This window comes from Bacteroides sp. ET71 (assembly GCF_023336905.1).
GTDB lineage: Bacteria > Bacteroidota > Bacteroidia > Bacteroidales > Bacteroidaceae > Bacteroides.
Genome location: NZ_JAMBLS010000018.1, coordinates 45,401 through 67,457 on the forward strand (window position 1 = coordinate 45,401; position 22,057 = coordinate 67,457).

The 22,057-nt window shown below is 45.7% G+C and carries 19 protein-coding genes and 1 tRNA gene; 13 read left to right on the forward strand and 7 right to left on the reverse strand.

Annotated features, from left to right (window positions below; genetic code table 11):
- Positions 1-92: 92 nt before the first annotated feature.
- The 12 genes from M3090_RS10265 (at position 93) to rplT (ending at position 12,509) form a co-directional block, all read left to right on the forward strand.
- Entirely contained in the window at positions 93-1,322 is a 1,230-nt protein-coding gene (locus M3090_RS10265; protein ID WP_410553229.1) for a hypothetical protein, read from the forward strand.
- Between the two features lie 16 nt (positions 1,323-1,338).
- Positions 1,339-2,262, forward strand: a complete 924-nt coding sequence (locus tag M3090_RS10270) for a carboxypeptidase-like regulatory domain-containing protein (protein WP_249055925.1) — start codon at positions 1,339-1,341, stop codon at positions 2,260-2,262.
- A gap of 43 nt (positions 2,263-2,305) precedes the next feature.
- Positions 2,306-3,055, forward strand: a complete 750-nt coding sequence (locus M3090_RS10275; RefSeq protein ID WP_249055960.1) for a YjbH domain-containing protein — start codon at positions 2,306-2,308, stop codon at positions 3,053-3,055.
- A 57-nt stretch (positions 3,056-3,112) separates the two neighbouring features.
- Positions 3,113-4,303, forward strand: a complete 1,191-nt coding sequence (locus M3090_RS10280; RefSeq protein WP_249055926.1) for an OmpA family protein — start codon at positions 3,113-3,115, stop codon at positions 4,301-4,303.
- Between the two features lie 449 nt (positions 4,304-4,752).
- Positions 4,753-5,817 carry a hypothetical protein gene (locus tag M3090_RS10285; RefSeq protein WP_249055928.1) on the forward strand — a complete coding sequence of 355 codons (1,065 nt, stop codon included), beginning with the start codon at positions 4,753-4,755 and terminating at the stop codon, positions 5,815-5,817.
- Between the two features lie 59 nt (positions 5,818-5,876).
- Complete coding sequence (gene ruvX, locus M3090_RS10290) at positions 5,877-6,293, forward strand: Holliday junction resolvase RuvX (protein ID WP_249055932.1); 417 nt, start codon at positions 5,877-5,879, stop codon at positions 6,291-6,293.
- Positions 6,294-6,324: 31 nt separating this feature from the next.
- Complete coding sequence (def, locus tag M3090_RS10295; RefSeq protein ID WP_249055934.1) at positions 6,325-6,882, forward strand: peptide deformylase; 558 nt, start codon at positions 6,325-6,327, stop codon at positions 6,880-6,882.
- 118 nt (positions 6,883-7,000) lie between these two features.
- A complete protein-coding gene (locus M3090_RS10300; protein ID WP_249055936.1) occupies positions 7,001-9,049 on the forward strand; it encodes a tetratricopeptide repeat protein in 2,049 nt (682 codons plus the stop codon).
- A gap of 78 nt (positions 9,050-9,127) precedes the next feature.
- On the forward strand, positions 9,128-11,068 hold the full coding sequence (thrS, locus tag M3090_RS10305; protein ID WP_249055938.1) for a threonine--tRNA ligase: 1,941 nt from the start codon (positions 9,128-9,130) through the stop codon (positions 11,066-11,068).
- Positions 11,069-11,194: 126 nt separating this feature from the next.
- On the forward strand, positions 11,195-11,785 hold the full coding sequence (gene infC, locus M3090_RS10310; RefSeq protein ID WP_249055939.1) for a translation initiation factor IF-3: 591 nt from the start codon (positions 11,195-11,197) through the stop codon (positions 11,783-11,785).
- 77 nt (positions 11,786-11,862) lie between these two features.
- The gene (rpmI, locus tag M3090_RS10315; protein ID WP_249055941.1) at positions 11,863-12,060 is read left to right on the forward strand and encodes a 50S ribosomal protein L35; all 198 of its coding nucleotides are present in this window, start codon (positions 11,863-11,865) and stop codon (positions 12,058-12,060) included.
- Between the two features lie 98 nt (positions 12,061-12,158).
- A complete protein-coding gene (gene rplT / locus M3090_RS10320; protein WP_249055943.1) occupies positions 12,159-12,509 on the forward strand; it encodes a 50S ribosomal protein L20 in 351 nt (116 codons plus the stop codon).
- A 395-nt stretch (positions 12,510-12,904) separates the two neighbouring features.
- Here the strand turns inward: rplT and M3090_RS10325 are convergent, their stop codons facing one another.
- The 7 genes from M3090_RS10325 to M3090_RS10355 form a co-directional block, all read right to left on the reverse strand.
- Entirely contained in the window at positions 12,905-14,209 is a 1,305-nt protein-coding gene (locus M3090_RS10325) for a phenylacetate--CoA ligase family protein (RefSeq protein ID WP_249055944.1), read from the reverse strand.
- Between the two features lie 31 nt (positions 14,210-14,240).
- A complete protein-coding gene (locus tag M3090_RS10330; RefSeq protein ID WP_249055946.1) occupies positions 14,241-14,822 on the reverse strand; it encodes an indolepyruvate oxidoreductase subunit beta in 582 nt (193 codons plus the stop codon).
- Between the two features lie 7 nt (positions 14,823-14,829).
- Positions 14,830-16,425 (reverse strand): indolepyruvate ferredoxin oxidoreductase subunit alpha, encoded by a 1,596-nt coding sequence (locus M3090_RS10335; protein ID WP_249055948.1) that lies wholly within the window; start codon positions 16,423-16,425, stop codon positions 14,830-14,832.
- Between the two features lie 79 nt (positions 16,426-16,504).
- Positions 16,505-17,548, reverse strand: coding sequence for an endolytic transglycosylase MltG (mltG, locus tag M3090_RS10340; RefSeq protein ID WP_249055950.1), 1,044 nt, complete (start codon positions 17,546-17,548; stop codon positions 16,505-16,507).
- A gap of 194 nt (positions 17,549-17,742) precedes the next feature.
- Positions 17,743-17,815, reverse strand: a tRNA-Thr gene (locus M3090_RS10345).
- A 293-nt stretch (positions 17,816-18,108) separates the two neighbouring features.
- A complete protein-coding gene (gene dnaJ / locus M3090_RS10350; RefSeq protein WP_249055954.1) occupies positions 18,109-19,275 on the reverse strand; it encodes a molecular chaperone DnaJ in 1,167 nt (388 codons plus the stop codon).
- A gap of 20 nt (positions 19,276-19,295) precedes the next feature.
- Positions 19,296-19,877: a nucleotide exchange factor GrpE gene (locus M3090_RS10355; RefSeq protein ID WP_249055956.1), complete on the reverse strand. Its 582-nt coding sequence runs from the start codon at positions 19,875-19,877 to the stop codon at positions 19,296-19,298.
- 480 nt (positions 19,878-20,357) lie between these two features.
- On the opposite strand from M3090_RS10355, the gene M3090_RS10360 reads away from it, so the two are divergent.
- Complete coding sequence (locus tag M3090_RS10360) at positions 20,358-21,980, forward strand: ABC-F family ATP-binding cassette domain-containing protein (protein WP_249055958.1); 1,623 nt, start codon at positions 20,358-20,360, stop codon at positions 21,978-21,980.
- Positions 21,981-22,057 lie beyond the last annotated feature (77 nt).

Sequence of the window (22,057 nt, forward strand, 5' to 3'; positions counted from 1 at the left end):
GTAATGAAAAAAGTGTCTATTTTTGCACCGAGTTTTGTGTCGTAATAGATACAAATAGAGATTGAAAAATGAGGTTAAACAAAAGCGCTGACATGAGAAAGTGCCTGACTACAAAAACAATAGCACTACTGTTTGGATTTTGCCTGTGTTGCCTGTGGATACAGAAAGGATTGGCTCAGACGGGAGAGGAAACGGTAGATGCGTTGGTGGAAATGGGATTTGAGAATGTCGGCTGGACGGAAGATGCCGAAGAACGCGTGTATGTGTTGCAAAACACTGCATATCGCCTGCATGGTATCGGAATCGGTAAAGCCGTCGACGTGATTCAGGAAATAGGGCTGCCCGAAAACAAATCGTGTCGCATTATTGTTCTGGATAATAACGTACCTCAGATTTCTCTTTGCTACCATCCCATTATTGGGGACAGCGTGCCGGAAGCCGAACGCCGCGACTGGAATGTCAGTTATGATTTAGACGGGGCTTGGAAGAAAGTGCGCAAGGTGAAGAAGAAAAATAGTTCTTTGTTCAAGGTTGATATAGTGGTGTATCCTGAGTTATCTATGCAGAATCTGGTTATAAATAAGATGTACACTTTCTTGTTCAACTTAGATCCCACCATAGAGGTTTCTTTGTGGAAAGGGGGAAAGGCTACTGCACAAGTCATTATTCCTGTTTATAATGAATATGGTTCTGCATACGGGCAAGTCCGGCAAGGATATATCGGACTAAGCCAGCAAGTGCGGTTGCCGTGGAATACATTCCTGACGGCAGCCGTAGGTTCGTTTACCAACAACCGTTGGGGAGGCGACTTGAGCGCGATACACTATTTTAAGGACGAACGCTTTTCCGTGGAGGGGCGAATCGGGTATACCGGTGCATCGCGTTTTCATAATTGGCGTTGGAAGGTAAGTCCGTTGAAACGGTTAACGTGGACATTGGGAGGCGGTTTCTATTGGCCTCAATACAATACGCAGTTCAAACTGAAAGTGGAACAGTATTTGTTGGGGGAAAAGGGAGTCCGGTTTGAAATGACGCGTAACTTTCGCTATACTTCCATCGGTTTCTATGGCATGAAAGTGCAATATGCCGGAAACAATGGTTATAATGCAGGTTTCCGTTTTCAGATAAACTTGCCTCCGTATAAGTATAAGAGAAGAGGCTATATCCCGCGTGTGTTGCCTTCCCGGTCATTCGGAATGTCATACAACGCAGGGAACGAACGCTACTATGGCAAGTCCTACACCCCGGTGTTGGGCAATACCATAGCGCAAGAGAATAGTCTGAACCCATATTTTATAAAGAGTGAATTGTTAAATTTTTAATTTTATTGAGATGAAAATGAAAAGTAAATTTTTCGGGCTGAATGCCAAGTTGGCATTAGCTGTGTTGGCAGTGGGTGCGATGTTTACTGGCTGCTATGATTCTGAAAACGGTGATGTTACGAAGCCGTATGTTGCACCGGATCCAGTGTATACTGTGTCAGGTACCGTAACGGATGCTTTGACAGGTGATGTAATTGAGACTGCTAGGGTTACGGTATCGGATAGCAAAGGCGACCTGGAATGGAAGGCAGGAACTTATTCTGTGCAAGTAAATAGTTCCGGCAGTAAAACTGTTACAGTTGAAGCTGAGGGTTATGATAAAGTGACTCGTGACATCACTATTGCACCTTTGGAGAAGGGGCAAGCTTCTACTACCGTAGTGAATGTGGCTTTAACTAAAACTGGCGCTATTAATATTAATAATGTTAAGGTTTCTGTCGGTGATTCAAAGGCTGCAGCTATACCTAAAGTTTTGAAGCCTGAAGGGGAGGAATTTAAAGGATTGGATCTGACTGCGGATGAAAATGAAGCTGTTTTTGTGCGTAATTTCAAGGTTGTAGTCGGCGCTGTTACTGATCCTGAGGATATCGAAGAAGCCTTTGCCGGTGCTCCTTCTGGTTTGATTGATTATGCCAAAAGTTATTTGGGCGCTTTAATTGGAATGTTCGGTAAAGCGCAACAGATAGAAGTTCCTTATACGATTTCTATTCCTCCTTACCAATGCGTTGAGGATGTCACTATTACTTATAATATTGTAGAAACACTTTATACGTTTGAATATAAAGGTGACATTTATAATGTTTCGGTTAAAGGTGTAAGGACATATACTTTCAGTACGAATTTTGTACCTAACCATAATTTTAGCCATACTCATGGACACGGGCATGGAGAAAATGGTGCACTGAATGCTGGTGGCGGTATCTTAACTTCCGAAATGTAAATTGAAAGGAACTAAGTAGAAAGTAAAGTTAGGAAGAATAATGATGTTAAAGAAAATATTATTATTTGGTGTAGTTTTATGCTTTCCTCTCTTGCTTTCTGCTCAATTGACGTATGGCACCACCGGTCTTCTCCATGCCCCCTCGGCAGAGATGCAGCGGGATAAGACGGTGATGATCGGTGGTAACTTTCTGAACAAGGAGATTACTCCTCCTACGTGGTATTACCATACGTACAATTACTTTCTGAATGTAACCATCTTTCCGTGGTTGGAGGTTGCCTATACGTGTACCCTCTTTAAAGCGGAAGCATTGGGTCTGAAGCCCTATGGTTATTCCGGTTTTACCAACCAAGACCGATACTTCTCTTTCCGGCTTCGGTTGCTGAAGGAAGGCCAGTTTTGGAAGTATATGCCGGCAGTGGTAGTGGGAACCTCGGACCCCTATACAGAGTCAGGAGACGGACAGATTTCGTCGACGGAAGGAAACGGGTATTTTTGCCGCTTTTACGTGGCTGCTACCAAGTTCATCCCGGTAGGCAAGAAAGAACAGATAGGTGTGCACCTGTCTTGGCTTTTCAACCACCGCAAAGACTATCCGCTCAATGGACCGGCTGTAGGGTTGACGTGGAATCCGTCGTTCCACCCTCAGTTGAGAGTGATTGCAGAATACGACGCGAAAGATGTCGCAGTGGGTGCCACCTATTTGCTTTTCAACCATTTGCACGCGCAGGTAGAATTGCAAAAAATGAAGTACTTTACCGGCGGTCTTACTTATAAGATTTATTTGAAGTAAGAAAATGGTCGGAGCAAATATGAATAAAAAGAGTTGAAATATTAAAAACAAAAAACAATGAAAAGTAAATTAGTAATATTATCTTTGATGTTGGCAGGTGCAGTAATGACTGTAAATGCACAAACAAAAGAGAAATACGTCAACGAAAAAGCTTCGGATAATATATTCGTGAGTGTTACGGGCGGTATTTCTATGACGAACTCGGGTAAGAGTGAGGGCAAGTTTGGTAGCCCGGCTCCCCACATTACAGTGTCGGTTGGTAAATGGATTACTCCCGTTTGGGCTGTTCGTGCTCAGGGAGGTCTGTGGAGAACTAATTTCGATACATTCTGGTCGAAAGGCACATATGCAGAAAATGGTGATATGCTTGGCTCTGACAATAGCTATCACAAGAATGTGGGACAGTTGCGCTTGGATGCTATGTTCAATATTTCTAATGCTATTTGGGGCTATAATCCTGATCGTCTGTTTAACTTGTCGGTTTTCGCAGGCCCAGGCTTAACGATTGCTAAAGGTAATGGCTCATTTGACGTAGTGAATAATTCCACTAATACAGCTTGGTCTAAAGTTCAAAGTGGAGATAACAATGTGGGTGCTTATGTGAACGGTTCTGTTGGTTTGCAGGGTAAGTTCAATGTTAATAAGTATTGGGATATTGATGTAGAAGCTCGCGGTGAGTTGGCTTCTTCTTACTTGGGTTATTTGTCTTCTTCTCGTACGGTAGGTGGTCTCTACTTTGGCGTAGGTGCTACTTATACTTTTGGTGGCAAGAAGTTTGTGCCTTATACATCTAAGGTTGATATAGACGCATTGAATGCAGAAATCAACAAGTATAGAAGTGAACTTGAGCAGGCACAGACAGACTTGGCAAGTGCTAAGAATGCTGCTGCAAATGTAGAGCCGGAGGTTCGCGAAGTAGTGAAGGAAGTACAGGTTGCAGGTCCGCGTGCTATCTTCTTCAAGATTGGTAGTGCCCGTCTGGATGATTATGGCAAGGTGAATATCAAGTTGGCTGCCAAGATTCTGAAAGAAAATCCGGACAAGAAGTACAAAGTTGCCGGTTATGCTGATAAGGCTACAGGTAGCGCTTCTTGGAACCAGAAGTTGTCTGAAAAACGTGCTCAGGTGGTTTACGATGCTCTGATTGCTGAGGGCGTTGATAAAGACCAACTCGAACTCGTAGGCTTCGGCGGTACTGAGAATATGTTCGGTAAGAACTTCTTGAACCGTGTGGTTATTCTTGAGTAATACTATCCGATAAGTAGTATAATAGGTAGAAGGGGCATCCGCAGAGGATGTCCCTTTTTCGTTGTCTAAAGTGTTACTTTACGATGCTAAAGTAGGTGTTTACGACGCTAAAGTAGATGTTTACAATGCTGAAGTGGATGTTTGCAGGTATAAGTTGATGTTGGGTATACTATAAGGAGGGGGAGTATCTGTCATTCTGAGCGAAGTCCGCAGGACGTAGTCGAAGAATCTCACTACGTGCGCTGCTCAGGGAACCCGTGTCTTTCGGAAGGTGTATCGATTTCATTTTGCATCCTCTCTTACTTCTCCCGTTTGCAGAGGGGCAATATTCAATATGACAGCAAGCGATTTTTGAACGACAAGCTCTGAAGCGGTGATTATTTTCTTGTTTGCATGGAGAAGTCGCCATAATATTTTATATTTGCAGTTGTAATTCATATTAGAAGTGTATGACTATCATTGCCAATCCGATTTACGATTCAGTATTCAAGTTCCTGATGGAAGATGAGCGTGCAGCCAAGGTGCTGCTTTCCGCATTGTTGAAGCAGGAGGTCCGTGAACTGAAAATGCGGAGAAATGAATATACGAATATCCGTCAGACACGCATTTCGTTGTTTCGCATTGACTTTTCTGCCAAGATACATGATTCGGCGGGAAAGGAGCAGTTGGTGCTGATTGAGTTGCAGAAAACTTGGTTGGCCACGGAGACGTTAAGGTTCCGTCAGTATCTTGGTGCGCAATACCTGAACAATGAGAATGTGCCTTCGGGTGAGAATGTCGGCGGCTATGGCTTGCCCATCATTTCGATTTATATCTTGGGTCATAAGTTAGGTGATTTGCAGGAACCGGTGGTTTATGTCCGCCGCCGTTATTTGGATTATGACAGTAATGTGATAGAAGAAGGTGTTCCGGACCCTTTTATTGAGAGCTTGACACATGACAGTGTGATTGTGCAGCTTCCTTATTTGCGTGGTCGTGCCCGTAATCATTTGGAGAGATTGTTGAGCGTGTTCGATCAGGAATATCGTGTGGCTGCGGACGAGCATTTGCTCCAAATAGATGATGAGAGAATGGACAGTGAGGGACGTCTGTTGGTGAATCGCCTGGTAATGGCTGCAGCTTCTCCAGAGATCAGGCGTGATATGCAAGTGGAGGATGAAATCTTGTCTGAAATCGAGGCTCGTGATACGACCATTATGATGAAAGACAAGGAGATAGAACAGAAATCTCAGGAGATAGAACAGAAGTCCCAAGAGATAAAGCAGAAAACTCAGGAGATAGAACAGAAATCCCAAGAGATAAAGCAGAAGTCCCAAGAGATAAAGCAGAAAACTCAGGAGATAGAACAGAAATCTCAGGAGATAGAACGGAAGTCCCAAGAGATAGAGCACCAAAGGACTATTTTGCGTGTAACAGTGCGGAATCTTTCTTCGCGTGGTATGACTGTTGCTGAGATTGCCAAAATTTTGTCTGTCCCGAAAGAACTGGTGGATTCTTTATTAGATGGACGGTAATAGAATGCGACACACGTTTCCTCTCTTTCCAAAATTTTGTTGTATTTTTGTGCCCGAATATGAGTAGAATAATGGCCATAGATTACGGACGTAAACGTACGGGCATTGCGGTGACTGATACGTTGCAATTGATTGCAAATGGTTTGACTACTGTGCCGACGCACCAGTTGTTGCAGTTTGTCGTAGACTATGCGGCTCATGAATCAGTGGAGCGTATATTGGTGGGATTGCCTAAGCAAATGAACAACGAGCCTTCGGAAAACATGAAGTATATCGAGCCTTTTGTGCGTTCTTTGCAGAAACGTTTACCAGATATCCCCGTGGAATATGTAGACGAACGTTTCACTTCTGTTTTGGCACATCGAGCAATGATAGATGGCGGATTGAAAAAGAAAGATCGTCAGGATAAGGCGTTGGTGGATGAAATTAGTGCTACTATTATTTTACAGACATACTTGGAGTATAAGCGACAATGATCACGAATAAAATAAAGAAAACTATAGAAATATGATTTTACCTATCTACGTGTACGGACAACCCGTATTGAGAAAAGTTGCAGAAGACATTGAACTAGATTACCCGAATCTGAAGGAATTGATAGATAATATGTTTGAAACGATGGACAAGGCCGATGGAGTGGGGCTGGCAGCTCCGCAAATCGGATTGCCTATTCGTGTGGTGGTTATCAATTTGGACGTTCTGGCGGAAGATTTTCCTGAGTATAAAGGCTTTCGTAAAGCATATGTTAATGCCCATATTCTGGAAGTGGGCGGTGAAGAAGTGCCTATGGATGAGGGCTGCTTAAGCTTGCCGGGTATTCATGAGACGGTAAAACGTGGTAATAAGATTCGTGTGCAATATTTGGATGAGAATCTGGAGGCGCATGATGAGATCGTTGAAGGTTATTTGGCGCGTGTGATGCAACATGAATTTGACCATCTGGAAGGAAAAATGTTCATCGATCATTTGTCTCCTCTTCGTCGGCAAATGCTGAAAGGCAAGTTGAATGCTATGCTGAAGGGCAAAGTATCTTGTACGTATAAAGTGAAGACTGTACATAAATAGACGGGCTTATATAAGAAGGTGTAAAAGGCTCAAAAAATATAAAAAGTATTTTGTTTATCCTGCCAAATAAATGAAAAGCATTATTTTTGTCCTCGTTTACAAGCATTCATGACACGAGATGATTAGAAAAATATTGACGGCTATCTTGCTGTTGCCCACTTTGCTATATGCGCAAATCAATACGGAACGAGTGATGACCATTGCCCGGAATGCTTTGTATTTTGAGGATTATGTGCTTTCCATCCAGTATTTCAATCAGGTCATAAATGCCAAGCCCTATCTGTTTGAACCTTATTTTTTTCGTGGTTTAGCCAAAATAAATCTTGATGATTATCAGGGAGCAGAGGCTGACTGTAACGAAGCCATTCGTCGGAATCCGTTTGTCGTAGGAGCTTATCAGATAAGGGGATTGGCGCGTATCCGGCAGAACAATTTTGATGGAGCTATTGATGATTATCGGATTGCTTTGAAATATGATCCGGAGAATCTGGTGTTATGGCATAATTTATCTTTGTGCCATATACAGAAGAAGGATTATGTGGCGGCCAAGGAGGATTTGGGTAATTTGCTGAAAATCTCTCCTCGTTATATGCCTGCTTATCTGATGCGGGGAGAAGTGAACTTGCGGCAGAATGACACGATACAGGCATTGGCGGATTTTAATCAAGCCATTGACTTGGAAAAATACGAACCTGACGGTTGGGGGGCAAGGGCAATTGTCTATTTGTCTCAGGGTAAATACAAGGAAGCTGAGGATGACTTGGACCAGGCAATCCATTTGAGTGCCCGCAACGCAGGGTATTATATAAACCGGGCATTGGCGCGTTTTCATCAGAATAATTTGAGGGGAGCTATGCGCGATTATGATCTGGCTCTTGATATAGATCCTAATAATTTTTTGGGGCATTATAACCGTGGCTTGTTACGTGCACAAGTGGGAGATGATAACCGGGCGATTGAGGATTTTGATTTTGTTTTGGAGATGGAGCCTGATAATATGATGGCAGCTTTCAACAGAGGTCTGCTTCGTGCGCAAACAGGTGATTATCGGGGAGCTATCAGTGATTATTCAAAGGTTATAGAAGAATATCCCAATTTCGCAACCGGTTATTATTATCGGGCAGAGGCCCGTCGGAAAATGGGCGATATACAAGGGGCTGAGCAGGATGAGCTTAAATTGATGCAGATGGAGATAGATCGGCGCAATGGGGCTCTTACGGCTCAGAACACCGGTGACAAGAACGCAGAAGATGGTGCTGATGAAGAATCGAGTGAAGGGAAGACGCGCAAAAAATCGGATAAGAATATACGTAATTACCGCAAGGTGGTTGTGGCAGACGATTCTGAGATGGGACAACGTTACACCAGCGATTATCGTGGCCGAGTGCAAAATAGGAATGTGACGATAAAATTGGAGCCGTTGTATGCATTGACTTATTATGAAAAGGTGAGCGACGTGAAGCATACGGTGCATTTTTATAGTTTCATTGATTCGCTGAACCAAGAAAAGGTATTCCCGAGGCCGTTGCGCATTACGAACATGGAAGCTCCTTTGACCGAGGAACAAGTGCGCTTTCACTTCGACCTGATCAATTCACATACGACGGAGATTGTGGAAAGTCCTCAAGATGCAGTGAAGCGCTTTATGCGTGGATTGGATTTTTATCTGGTGCAAGATTTTGCCAGTTCGATAGACGACTTTACCCAAAGTATTTTGTTAGACGATCATTTTTTCCCTGCTTACTTTATGCGTGCATTGGTGCGCTATAAAGAATTGGAATACAAAAAAGCAGAAACAGCTTTGCGGGAAGATGCAGGACAACAGGTAAAAGCAGCCGACCAAAACCCAGAAGTGAAAGCTGTGGATTACGAAATTGTGCGTAGTGACCTGGATAATGTCATACGTTTGGCGCCGGATTTTGTATATGGGTATTATAACAGGGGGAATGTCCTTTCGATGCTGAAGGATTATCGTGCGGCGTTGGCCGATTATGACAAAGCCATAGAATTAAATCCTAATTTTGCGGAAGCTTATTTCAATCGTGGTTTGACACGCATTTTCTTAGGCAATAATAAGCAAGGCATTGCCGACTTAAGTAAAGCCGGTGAGTTGGGTATTGTTTCTGCTTATAATGTCATAAAGCGTTTTACTGACGTTTCGGAGTGACAAATTTCAAATAAAAAATAGAAAATCAGCGAATAATTAGTTATTTTTGCGAGCTGAAAAAGACGAAAAAGATTGATTATGATAAAAATTACATTTCCTGACGGCTCTGTTCGCGAGTATAACGAAGGAGTAACGGGTTTGCAGATAGCAGAAAGCATCAGCACCCGGTTGGCACAAGAGGTATTGGCTTGTGGCGTAAACGGTGAAACTTATGATTTGGGGCGTCCTATTATGTCGGATGCTAATGTAGTCTTGTACAAATGGGAAGACGAACAAGGTAAACATACATTCTGGCACACCAGTGCCCACTTGTTGGCTGAGGCGTTGCAGGAATTGTATCCGGGCATACAGTTCGGCATAGGGCCTGCCATCGAAAACGGCTTCTATTATGATGTCGACCCGGGCGAAACGCCTATCAAGGAAGCAGACCTGCCTGCTATTGAGAAGAAAATGGCGGAACTGGCTGCCAAGAAAGAATCTGTGGTGCGTCAAGACATTACAAAAGCCGATGCTTTGAAGATGTTTGGCGAACGTGGAGAAACTTATAAATGTGAACTGATTTCCGAATTGGAAGACGGTCATATTACGACTTATACGCAAGGCTCTTTTACAGACTTATGCCGTGGGCCGCACTTGATGACAACGGCTCCTATCAAGGCTATTAAACTGACTTCTGTTGCCGGAGCCTATTGGCGTGGACAGGAAGATCGTAAGATGATGACTCGTATCTACGGCATTACTTTCCCGAAGAAAAAAATGCTGGATGAGTATCTGGTCCTTTTGGAGGAAGCTAAGAAACGCGACCATCGCAAGATTGGTAAGGAGATGGATTTGTTCATGTTCTCGGATACAGTGGGCAAAGGTTTGCCGATGTGGCTTCCGAAAGGAGCGGCTGTCCGTTTGCGTTTGCAAGAGTTCTTGCGTCGTATTCAGGCTCGCTATGACTATCAGGAAGTGATCTGCCCGCCTATTGGCAATAAATTATTGTATATCACTTCCGGGCACTATGCCAAATATGGGAAAGATTCATTCCAACCTATCCATACGCCGGAAGAGGGAGAAGAATATTTCCTGAAGCCAATGAACTGTCCGCACCACTGCATGATATATAAGAATTCTCCCCGTTCGTACAAAGACTTGCCTTTACGCATAGCAGAGTTTGGTACAGTATGCCGTTACGAACAGAGCGGTGAGTTGCACGGCTTGACACGTGTGCGCAGTTTTACGCAAGACGATGCCCATATCTTCTGCCGTCCCGATCAGGTGAAAGAAGAGTTTTTGCGAGTGATGGACATTATTTCCATCGTCTTCCGCTCTATGAATTTTGAAAACTTTGAGGCTCAAATCTCTTTGCGTGATAAGGAAAATCGCGAGAAATACATCGGTAGCGACGAAAATTGGGAGAAAGCCGAGCAAGCTATCGTGGAAGCTTGTGCAGAAAAAGGCCTAAAGGCTAAGATTGAATATGGCGAGGCTGCTTTCTATGGGCCTAAATTGGACTTTATGGTGAAAGATGCCATTGGCCGTCGTTGGCAGTTGGGTACTATTCAGGTTGATTACAATTTGCCTGAGCGTTTTGAATTGGAATATACAGGAGCAGATAATCAGAAACACCGTCCTGTGATGATTCACCGTGCACCTTTCGGTTCGATGGAACGCTTTGTGGCTGTGCTTATTGAACATACGGCCGGTAAGTTCCCCTTGTGGCTGACCCCCGATCAGGTAGCTATCTTGCCTATCAGTGAGAAGTTCAATGATTATGCCAATGAGGTGAAACAAGTATTGAAGAAATACGATATTCGTGCCATCGTGGATGAGCGCAATGAGAAAATCGGTCGCAAAATCCGTGACAATGAGCTGAAACGAATACCTTATATGTTGGTTGTTGGCGAAAAAGAAGCAGAGAATGGTGAAATAGCTGTTCGTAAGCAAGGCGAGGGTGACCAGGGAACGGTAAAAATCGAAGATTTTGCTAAAAAAATAAGTGAAGAAGTTCAGAATATGATAAATAAATGGTAACTTTGCGCCCAATTGTAAAGGCATGGCCCTGCATAAAGATATAAAAATGTCAGGGACTGCCTTTGCATTAAAAAAAGTAACCTCAAAGAGTAATTAAAAAAAGGAAAAACGGAAGTAAACGTATTAATGAAGAATGACAATTTAAAAGGGCAACATCGGATTAATGAACAAATCCGTGCCAAAGAAGTCCGCATTGTGGGCGATGAAGTGGAATCGAAGGTATATCCGATTGCACAAGCGTTAAAACTGGCCGAAGAACATGAAGCGGATCTCGTAGAAATTTCTCCTAATGCACAACCTCCTGTGTGCCGAATTATTGATTACTCTAAATTTCTTTACCAGCTGAAGAAACGTCAGAAAGAACAGAAGGCAAAACAGGTAAAGGTCAACGTGAAAGAGATACGTTTTGGTCCTCAAACAGATGACCATGACTATAATTTTAAACTGAAGCATGCCAAAGGCTTTTTGGAGGATGGCGATAAGGTAAGAGCTTACGTATTCTTTAAAGGTCGTTCCATATTGTTTAAGGAACAAGGTGAAGTGCTGCTGTTGCGTTTTGCTAATGATTTGGAGGAATATGCAAAGGTTGATCAGATGCCGTTGCTGGAAGGTAAACGGATGACGATTCAGTTGTCGCCTAAGAAGGGTGTTGCTAAAAAGTCTTCTAAACCTGTAACTCAGAAAGCCGAGCTTTCCAAGGTAGAAGAAGATGAATGATAAGTTTGAAAGATAAATGTGTAACGCCTCGGGTATAGTGCGTTGCCATATAGTTTAATAATTAAAAAACAAGTAAAATGCCAAAGATCAAGACTAACTCCGGTGCCAAAAAAAGATTCACTCTTACCGGAACGGGTAAAATCAAGAGAAAGCACGCTTTTCATAGTCATATTCTGACTAAGAAAACTAAGAAGCAGAAAAGAAATCTGTGTTATTCTACGTTGGTTGATGCAGCAAACGTTCGCCAAGTGAAAGAACTCTTAGTGCTGAAATAAAGCGTTTTTCGAAGTATTTAAAGTTATTAACCGAATGTATTAGCTTTAAGTCCGCTGCGTGAAGCAACGGCGCTAACATTCAAAAAACAAGTAAAACTATGCCAAGATCAGTAAATCATGTTGCTTCAAGAGCAAGAAGAAAAAAAATTCTGAAATTAACCAGAGGTTATTTTGGTGCAAGAAAGAATGTGTGGACCGTTGCCAAAAATACTTGGGAAAAGGGTCTGACATATGCTTTCCGTGATCGTAAAAACAAAAAGAGAAATTTCCGTGCTCTGTGGATTCAGCGAATCAATGCAGCTGCTCGTCTGGAGGGAATGTCTTATTCTAAGTTGATGGGAGCGTTGCACAAGTCAGGGATCGAAATCAATCGTAAGGTTTTGGCCGATTTGGCTATGAATCATCCGGAAGCATTTAAAGCTATTGTGGCTAAAGTGAAGGTTGCATAAATGGTTATTGGTTAATAAATTTCTGTAAGAAGGTGCTGACTGCTATTGCTGTCAGCACCTTCTTTTTGGATGAGAACGGGGGAAATGTGAATAAAAGCTGAAATATTGCAAAGATATTTCGATTTTTCTTGTTTCTTTCAAATAAACTCATTACTTTTGTTGTAGAAAAAATAGCCGCATTGATTGGATCGGGAAACTCATCAATTTATATGAAATACCGAGACAAGCTTCGCTTCTCAATGGCGGGCCACGCCCTTCGGGGTAACCTTTGAGTCGGTGGATTACAAAGAGGACGAGCACTCAAACCATGTCATTCGGAGTTTCATCACATCATCGGTGCGGCTTTCTATAAAAAGGGCGGCTCTTCTAATTGAGAGCCGCCCCTTTTCTTTGTCTTATTTTTCTCGCAAATCTTTTACCCTTATGGCTTTCCCTTCGTTTTGAGGCAACGAGCCCTTGTTGACGAGTTTCAGTTTGGGTGTTAGCAGGATTTCATCTTTAAGTTGTCTCGTAATGTCTTTGCGGATTTTTTCCAATTCGAGGTAGTTGTCTGATATTAAATCACTGAGTTCGACTTCAATTATCATCTCATCTTGATTGTGGATGGTGTCGAGGGTAATTAAATAATTACTGCCCAATTGTGGAAATTGTACCAGAATTTTCTCTACCTGCATGGGGAAGATGTTAACCCCTTTGATAATGAACATATCGTCGGTACGTCCTTTGATTCGGTCTAAGCGACGATGAGTGCGTCCACAAGGGCATTTGCCTGGTAGGATGCGGGTTAAGTCACGTGTGCGGTATCGTATCAAAGGCATCATTTCCCTGTCGAGTGTAGTGAGTACCAGTTCACCAATTTCTCCGTCAGGCATGGGTTCTCCGCTTTCCGGGTCAACGATTTCGGCCAGGTAGCAGTCTTCCCAGATATGCATTCCGTTCTGCTCCAGACATTCGAATCCAACTCCGGGGCCATTCATCTCGGTCATTCCGAAACTGTTGTAGGCTTTGACACCTAATAGGCGTTCTATTTTTCTGCGTTGTTCTTCGGTGTGCGGTTCTGCACCAATGATTAAGGTCCGCAGTGTGGTGGAAGTGGGGTTTATGCCTTCGTCTTGAAATACTTCAGCCAAGCGTATGGCATAGCTTGGGATGGCATGCAGGGCGGTTGTGCCAAAGTCTGTGATGAATTTTATCTGTCGTTTGCTGTTGCCTGCTGCTGCCGGTACTGTCAATGCACCCAGGCGTTCTGCTCCATATTGAAATCCTAATCCGCCCGTGAACATGCCGTAACCTGAGCTGTTTTGGAAGACATCTGTCTTGCGGATGCCTACCATATATAAACAACGTGCTACGAGGTTGGCCCAAGAATCCAAATCATGCTGTGAATGTACGATGACGGTGGGAGTTCCGGTAGTACCGCTGGAGGAATGGATGCGTACGCCGTCTTCTCGCATGTTGCCTGCCACTAAGCCAAAGGGATAGTTGGCACGCATATCTGCTTTGGTAGTGAAGGGTAGTTTGCGTATATCTGCTACCGAATGTAGGGCATCGGCGGTGATGCCTAATTCTTTGAAAACTTTTCCGTAGTAAGGAGAGTGGGAGGCGATGTGCATGGTTTTCTTAAGGCGTTGCAGTTGGAGATTCTGCAACGCTTCTCTTGGCATGGTCTCTATGTCTTCTTCCCAATATTTACTATTCATGGTTGTGTTCTGGCTGTTTAGTTGTTGTTGGTTATAACATTTTCTCGGCGATGGCTTTTCCGGCTTCCAGTGCTTGCAGGTTCATGGCTACAATGCTTTCTCCTTTGCGTTGGAAGATGTGGCGGATGCTGTCTTGTATTTTTTCGTAACTGATGCCCAAGAAAGGGACTGTTGCTCCCAATAATACGATGTTGGCAGTGCGTGAATTTCCGATTTCTTTGGCTGTTTGGTTCACATCCAGCATGATGTGATGAGGCAAATTGTCTATCTCTGCTTGTATCGCTTCTTCTGCTGGATAATTGGGGATGTTGACAAATGGAGCGGCATTGGTTACCAGCCATCCGTCTTTGCTTAAGTAGGGTAGATAGCGCAACGCTTCCATGGGTTCCAAGGAAATGATTAGATCACACTTGCCTGTTGGAATAAGGTCGGAAGCTATGGGACGGTCACTGATGCGTAAGTTGGATTGTACGTCACCACCCCGTTGGCTCATCCCGTGAACTTCGGCTTGCTTCATATATAAACCATCTTTTAAAGCGGCTTGGCCAATGACGGCAGCGATGGAAAGGATTCCTTGTCCTCCTACGCCCGATAATATAATGTCTTTTTTCATGGCGTTGTTATTTGTTGTTTCTTTTTTTGCGGACTAACGTCTGGATGCACTCGCGTCTTGGAATGATGACTGATACGCCGTGGTAGTTCAGTTCTTCTCGTAGTATGTTCTCCATTTCTTCGTAATTCTTTTTCAGTGGGACAACAACACGTATGTGTTCTGGGGCTACTCCGATGCCGGCGCAGATACTTTCCAAACGTCCAGTGCCAGCCGAATCTTGCCCGCCGGTCATGGCGGTGGTTTCATTGTCTGATATGATGACTGTCACGTCGGCTTGTTCATTGACACAATCCAAAAGGCCTGTCATACCGGAATGCGTGAAAGTTGAATCTCCGATAACTGCTACGGCCGGGTAAATACCAGCATCCGAAGCACCTTTGGCCATGGTGATGGAAGCGCCCATATCTACACAAGAGTGAATGGCATGGAAGGGGGCGCCGGCTCCGAGTGTATAGCAGCCAATGTCACCGAACACACGGTGCTCCGGATATTCTTCTCGCAGGACTTTGGTCAGTATGGTGTACATGTCACGGTGTCCGCAACCTTCACATAAAGCGGGGGGACGCATCTCTACCAATGGAGAGGCGTCGAACACGCTCTGATTGTCCATGCCTAACGCATGTGCCACAATGTCCGGGTTTAGTTCCCCGTCAGGAGGCAAAGTACCATCCATGCGGCCCTTTATACGGAGGGCGTTGCCCAGATAACCTTTCAGTTGCTTTTCCACGAAAGGTTGACCGTCTTCAATGACCAGTAGCGAGTCACATTCTGCTGCTATCTTTGTCAGTTGTCTGCGGGGGAGGGGATATTGTCCGATTTTCAATACCGGATAAGGGCAGCCGTCGGGATAGTTTTCCATCAGGTAATTATAACCGATGCCACAGGCAATGATGCCCAGGCTTTTGTCCAGACCGTCTGTGTACAAGTTATAAGGCGATTCTTCGGATGCTTTGAGCAATTCGGTTTGTTTTTCCAGCAGTGCACGGTAACGACGGCGTGCAATCCCCGGTAGTAGGACAAATTGGCTGGCATCGCTTACGGCAGGCAAGGCGGGAACTGTTTGAGGCTCATGGCGAATGACGCCTGACCGCGAATGGGCTAAACGTGTGACGAGACGCATCAGCACCGGCTCGCCCGTCTGCTCTGAGAAGTCGAATCCTCTGTATGCCATTTCGTATGCTTCTTGCTGATTGCTGGGTTCATACATCGGTATAAGGGCAAAGTCACCGTAAAAACGGCTGTCTTGTTCGTTTTGTGAAGAATGCATGCCCGGGTCATCGGCTGCGACTACAATCAGGCCACCGCGTACGCCGGTAATGGCAGCATTGACAAAACAGTCGGCTGCGACGTTCATGCCTACATGTTTCATGCACACCAGCGCGCGTTTTCCGGCAAAAGACATGCCCAATGCGGCTTCCATCGCAGTCTTTTCGTTGGCAGACCAGCGGTTGTGTACTTTGCGTTCGCGTGCTTCGGGAGCAGCCTGTATGTATTCGGTGATTTCGGTAGAGGGAGTACCCGGATAGGCATAAACGCCGGACAGTCCGGCATCCAAAGCTCCTTGTGCCAAGGCTTCGTCTCCCAATAGAAGCTGTTTATTCATCTTTTTAGTTGTTTGTCATGGTTGGAAATTATCGATATCTTCGCAAAGATACGCTTTTTGCTGATGTTTCGTAACTTTTTCAGCGAAAAATCTTTCTTTCGTTCAATGCTTGTTGGTAGCGGCGTGCGTTACGTAAATGTTCCGAATAGTTGGAGGCAAAGTTATGGCGACCCGAGAAATCTTCTTTGGCACACATGTACAGGTAGTTGTGGTGTGCATAGTTTAATACGGCGTCCAAACCCTCAGGCGTGGCAATGCGGATGGGGCCGGGAGGCAATCCGGTGTGCAGGTAAGTGTTGTAAGGTGAATTGATGGACAAGTCTGCATGGGTAACCCGTTGCCGTTCAAAGTCTCCCACGGCAAAGCGTACGGTGGGGTCGGCTTGTAGCGCCATTCCCCGGTGCAGCCGATTGATGTATAGTCCGGCCACGATTGGTTTCTCCTGACTGTCGTTGGTTTCCTCTTCCACAATAGAAGCCAGTGTCGCCACTTCGACGGGCGTCATTCCCAGCGCTTGCGCCTTGTCGCGGCGGTCTTTGTTCCAGAACCGTTCGTACTCTTTCTCCATGCGTTGTAGAAATTCTTCGGCGCTTATGTCCCAATATACTTCATACGTGTTGGGGATGAACAGAGCCGGTAAAGTCTGCCGGTTGTATCCCAAGACGGTTATGTGAGCGCTATCGACGAGGAGATTTGCCACATCGGCCGAATCTAGCATCAGTTGTCGACCGATGTTGCGTGACAGCCTGTCCAGTTGACGTACACTTCCTACGACAAGGTTCATGGGCTCCTGGTAGCCCCGTAGCAGGCGGCTGAGAACGTGATAAATGCTTTCGCCCGTGCGTATGGCATAGCGGCCGGTATGTACGGATGTGTCATAGTGCCGGTAGCGTGCCATCCATCGAAGGCTGCCAATTACGGTGTGGCTGCATCCGGTTGTTGTCTCTATCTTGTTATATACGGAGTCTGCTGTGTCATCATTGTCAACATAAATGTAAGTTGTGTGCTGGGGGAAAAACTGTGGGGCAAACCACAAATAACCAACAGAGGCTGCCGCGATGCCTGCTGCCAGCAGCAAAGCGGCAATGAATAGGAGGAGTAATCGTTTCTTTTTCTTTTCCATGAGGCAAAGGTAAGAAGAATCACTGATATATCGTTTCTTTCTTGGAAATATCAGCAGGAAGAGTGAAGCGTGCCTGCCTTCGCAGTAGCCGGGGCTCTTCCGTGCGATAGCTTTGCTCCTACCGAATCCAAGTCAGATAAGCCATACGCCCCGTCCAAATAGAAAAGGAGGCATGTTTCCATGCCTCCTTTCAGAGCCGTTAGCCAGACTTGAACTGGCGACCTACGCGTTACGAATGCGTTGCTCTACCAACTGAGCTATAACGGCATTTGCTATCGTTTCGCTTACGGGGTGCAAAGGTACGGCTTTATTTGGAACTACCAAACAAAAGTGCGTTTTTTTTCTGCGTTCAGTGAACTTTCTTTTTGTTCATTGTGCTTTTCTTTGGGTAGAAACCTTGTTACTGTTGCCTTAGCAGCTTGATTTTCTTGTAACGGCAAACAAAAAATCTGCCATACCCGGCAGGTTTGACAATGGCTTCTTTCCTGAAGGTCTGTCCTGTCCGGTATGGCAGATGCAAGATGTGTATGTACACCAATAAAAGAGACTACTACAAGAGATTATTCGAACAAGGTCTTGAACTTTCGGAAGATTTTTTCTTTGATGGAAGTGTTCGGCTTGAAGTTGTCCGACTTGTCCATTTCTTCCAAAGCTTTTTTCTCGTCTTTGTTCAGGGTTTCGGGCACGTAGATGCTGACATTTACCAACAGGTCGCCTGTGCCGTATCCGTTAACGCTGGGCAGGCCTTTGTTGCGCAGGCGGAGGACTTTGCCCGGCTGGGTGCCCGGTTCGATTTTTACTTTCACTCGTCCGTCGATGGTCGGGATTTCCACTGTCCCGCCCAAGGCTGCCGTGGGGAAGCTGAGCAGTAAGTTATATATCAGGTCATTCTCATCGCGGATAAGCTCTTTGTCGGCCTCCTCTTCTATGAGGATGAGCAAATCGCCTGGCACGCCGTTATGTTTTCCGGCATTTCCTTTGCCGCTCATGGAGAGCTGCATGCCTTCGGATACGCCTTGGGGGATTTTGACGGTTACAACTTCTTCGCCGTACACGATGCCTTCGCCTCCACATTCCTTACATTTGTTCTTTATGATATGGCCTTCGCCTCCGCAGGTGGGGCATGTGGTGCGGGTCTGCATCGTGCCTAAGATGGTCTGCTGGTTGCGGATAACTGAACCGGAACCTTTACATGTGGGACACGTCTCTACGCCGCTGTTCCCTTCTGCTCCCGAGCCGTGGCAATGGGGACACGGAACGTATTTTTTCAGCTTGAATTTTTTTTCTACTCCCGTAGAGATTTCTTTCAGGGTCAGTTTTACTTTTACGCGGAGGTCTGAGCCTCGGAAACGGCGTTGTTGCGTGCCGCCTCCGCCGCCAAATCCTCCGAAACCTCCGAAGCCACCATGCCCTCCGAATATATCGCCGAACATCGAGAATATGTCATCCATTGACATGCCGCCACTGAATCCGCCGAACGGACCTCCGTTGCCTGCGGCTCCACTCATGCCGGCATGGCCGAATTGGTCATAGCGTGCACGTTTGTCCGGATTGCTTAATACGTCGTAGGCTTCGGCGGCTTCTTTGAATTTCTCTTCCGCTTCTTTGTCCCCCGGATTGCGGTCCGGGTGGTATTGGATGGCTTTTTTGCGGTAGGCTTTTTTAATTTCATCTGCCGATGCGTTTTTCGCAACGCCCAGGACTTCGTAGTAATCTCTTTTTTCCATATTTCCTTATGTCATTATTCTTATTCTCCCACCACTACTTTGGCATGACGTATCACTTTGTCGTTCAGCGTATATCCTGTCTGTACGCAGTCCAGAATCTTGCCTTTCTTCTCTTCTTCCGGAGCCGGGATGACGGCGATGGCCTCGTGATAGTCTGTGTTCAGCGGTTGCTCTTGGGTTTCGATGACTTTCACGCCATTTTGTCCCAGCACGTTCATGAATTTGTTATAAATCAACTGCACTCCTTCTTTGACGGCTTCGACGTCTGTGGCTGTTTCCATATTCTTCAGGGCACGTTCCAAATCGTCGACAACCGGCAGGATGCTCGTGATGCTCTTTTCTCCTCCGTTCAGAATCAACTCCGCTTTTTCTTTCATCGTGCGTTTGCGGTAGTTGTCAAATTCGGCAGACAAGCGTAGGAATTTGTCTTTTTGCTCTGCCAGTTCCTGTTGGATTTTTTGCAGTTCGGATTCTTCTTCTTTTTCTTCGTGTTTGGGAGTCTCTTGTCCTTTAGGTTGTTCTTCCGAAGCTGCTTTTTCTTCGCTCCGGCCTTCTACCTTTATTTCTTCCTCTTCTTTGATAGTTTTTTCTTTTTTGTCCATATTGTTGTGATTTTGTTATTTCGCGATTAGAATATTCAGAGCCTGTCGTTTAAATTTTCATTTGCTCTGTCACCCCGAGCACAGTCGAGGGGTCTCACTACGCACCTGAAAAGTATTAGGGAGATGTTTCGACTACGCTGCGCTTGCTCAACATGACAGAGAGAGCGATTTTTAAACAGACTCTCATCCTTCTACAAAAAGTTTGCCAAAATGGCGGGATTTTGCAAAACGGCGCAAAGATACTGCTTTTATGTCACATTGGCAGGGCTTCTCGTGGTTTGTTTGCTGAATTTTCGTAACTTTGCGGCCCGAAACGAGATATACCCAAGTCGTTTCTCCTCCCTACCTTCTCCCTACCTCGTCCTTGTGTATAGACAGGGAGGAGGTAGGGAGAAGGTAGGAACCGGAAGAGGGGAGGGTGGCAGGCTGGAGTTTTCAAGGGCGACCGGAGGTTGCCTTAACCATTATATATAATAGCGCATGATTACAGTTTCTAACGTATCGGTACAGTTTGGTAAAAGAGTATTGTTTAAGGATGTCAATCTGAAATTTACGAGTGGTAATTGCTACGGCATCATCGGTGCCAACGGGGCTGGGAAGTCTACGTTCCTGCGGACTATCTCCGGAGAATTGGAGCCTACAACGGGCAGCATCACGCTGGGGCCGGGTGAGCGTCTGTCGGTCTTGAGCCAGGACCACTTCAAGTGGGATGCCTTCACGGTGATGGACACGGTGCTGATGGGGCATACCATCTTGTGGGACATCATGAAGCAGCGTGAGGCTTTGTATGCCAAGGAGGATTTCACGGACGAAGATGGGCTGAAGGTGTCTGAATTGGAGGAGAAGTTTGCCGAACTGGACGGCTGGAACGCCGAGAGCGATGCGGCTGCCTTGTTGAGCGGACTGGGCATCAAGGAGGACAAGCATTACTTGTTGATGGGTGATTTGAATAACAAGGAGAAGGTGCGCGTCATGTTGGCACAGGCGCTCTTCGGTAATCCGGACAACTTGTTGCTGGACGAGCCTACCAATGACTTGGACATGGAGACAGTGACGTGGCTGGAGGAGTATCTGGCCAATTTTGAACATACGGTGCTGGTGGTCAGCCACGACCGCCATTTCCTCGATTCGGTCTGCACGCATACGGTGGATATTGACTACGGCAAAATCAATCTGTTTGCCGGCAATTACAGTTTCTGGTACGAGTCGAGCCAGTTGGCATTGCGCCAGCAGCAGAACCAGAAGGCGAAGGTGGAGGAGAAGCGCAAGGAGCTGGAGGAGTTTATCCGCCGGTTCAGCGCCAATGTGGCCAAGAGCAAGCAGACCACCAGCCGTAAGAAGATGCTGGAGAAGCTGACGGTGGACGAAATCAAGCCTTCGTCGCGCAAGTATCCCGGCATCATCTTTACTCCCGAGCGTGAGCCGGGCAACCAAATATTGGAAGTGTCCGGGTTGACGAAGACGCTGGACGACGGCACGGTGCTGTTCCGCGATGTCAATTTCAATGTGGAGAAGGGCGACAAGATTGTCTTCCTCTCGCATGACCCCCGTGCCATGACTGATTTGTTTGAAATTATCAACGGGAACATGAAGCCGGACGCCGGGCATTACAATTGGGGGGTGACCATCACCACGGCTTACCTGCCGCTGGACAATACGTCGTTCTTCAACACCGACTTGAACCTGGTGGAGTGGCTCAGCCAGTTTGGCGAGGGCAACGAGGTCTACATGAAGAGTTTCCTGGGCCGCATGTTGTTTTCCGGCGAAGAGGTGCTGAAGAAGGCCAGTGTCTTGTCAGGAGGCGAGAAGATGCGTTGCATGATAGCCCGTATGCAGTTGCGCAATGCCAACTGCCTCATCTTGGATACGCCTACCAATCACCTGGATTTGGAGTCCATTCAGGCTTTCAACAACAATTTGAAGATTTATAAGGGGAACATCCTTTTTGCCTCGCACGACCACGAGTTCATCCAGACGGTGGCCAACCGCATCATCGAACTGACGCCCAACGGCATCATTGACAAGATGATGGAGTATGACGATTACATCACGTCCGACCACATCAAGGCCATGCGCGCGAAGATGTACCAGTCGAAGGATTGAGGCGGGGGAAACGCGCGGAAACATGGAATATGGCACGCAGATGACACAGATATGACAGATGACCACAGATTATATAT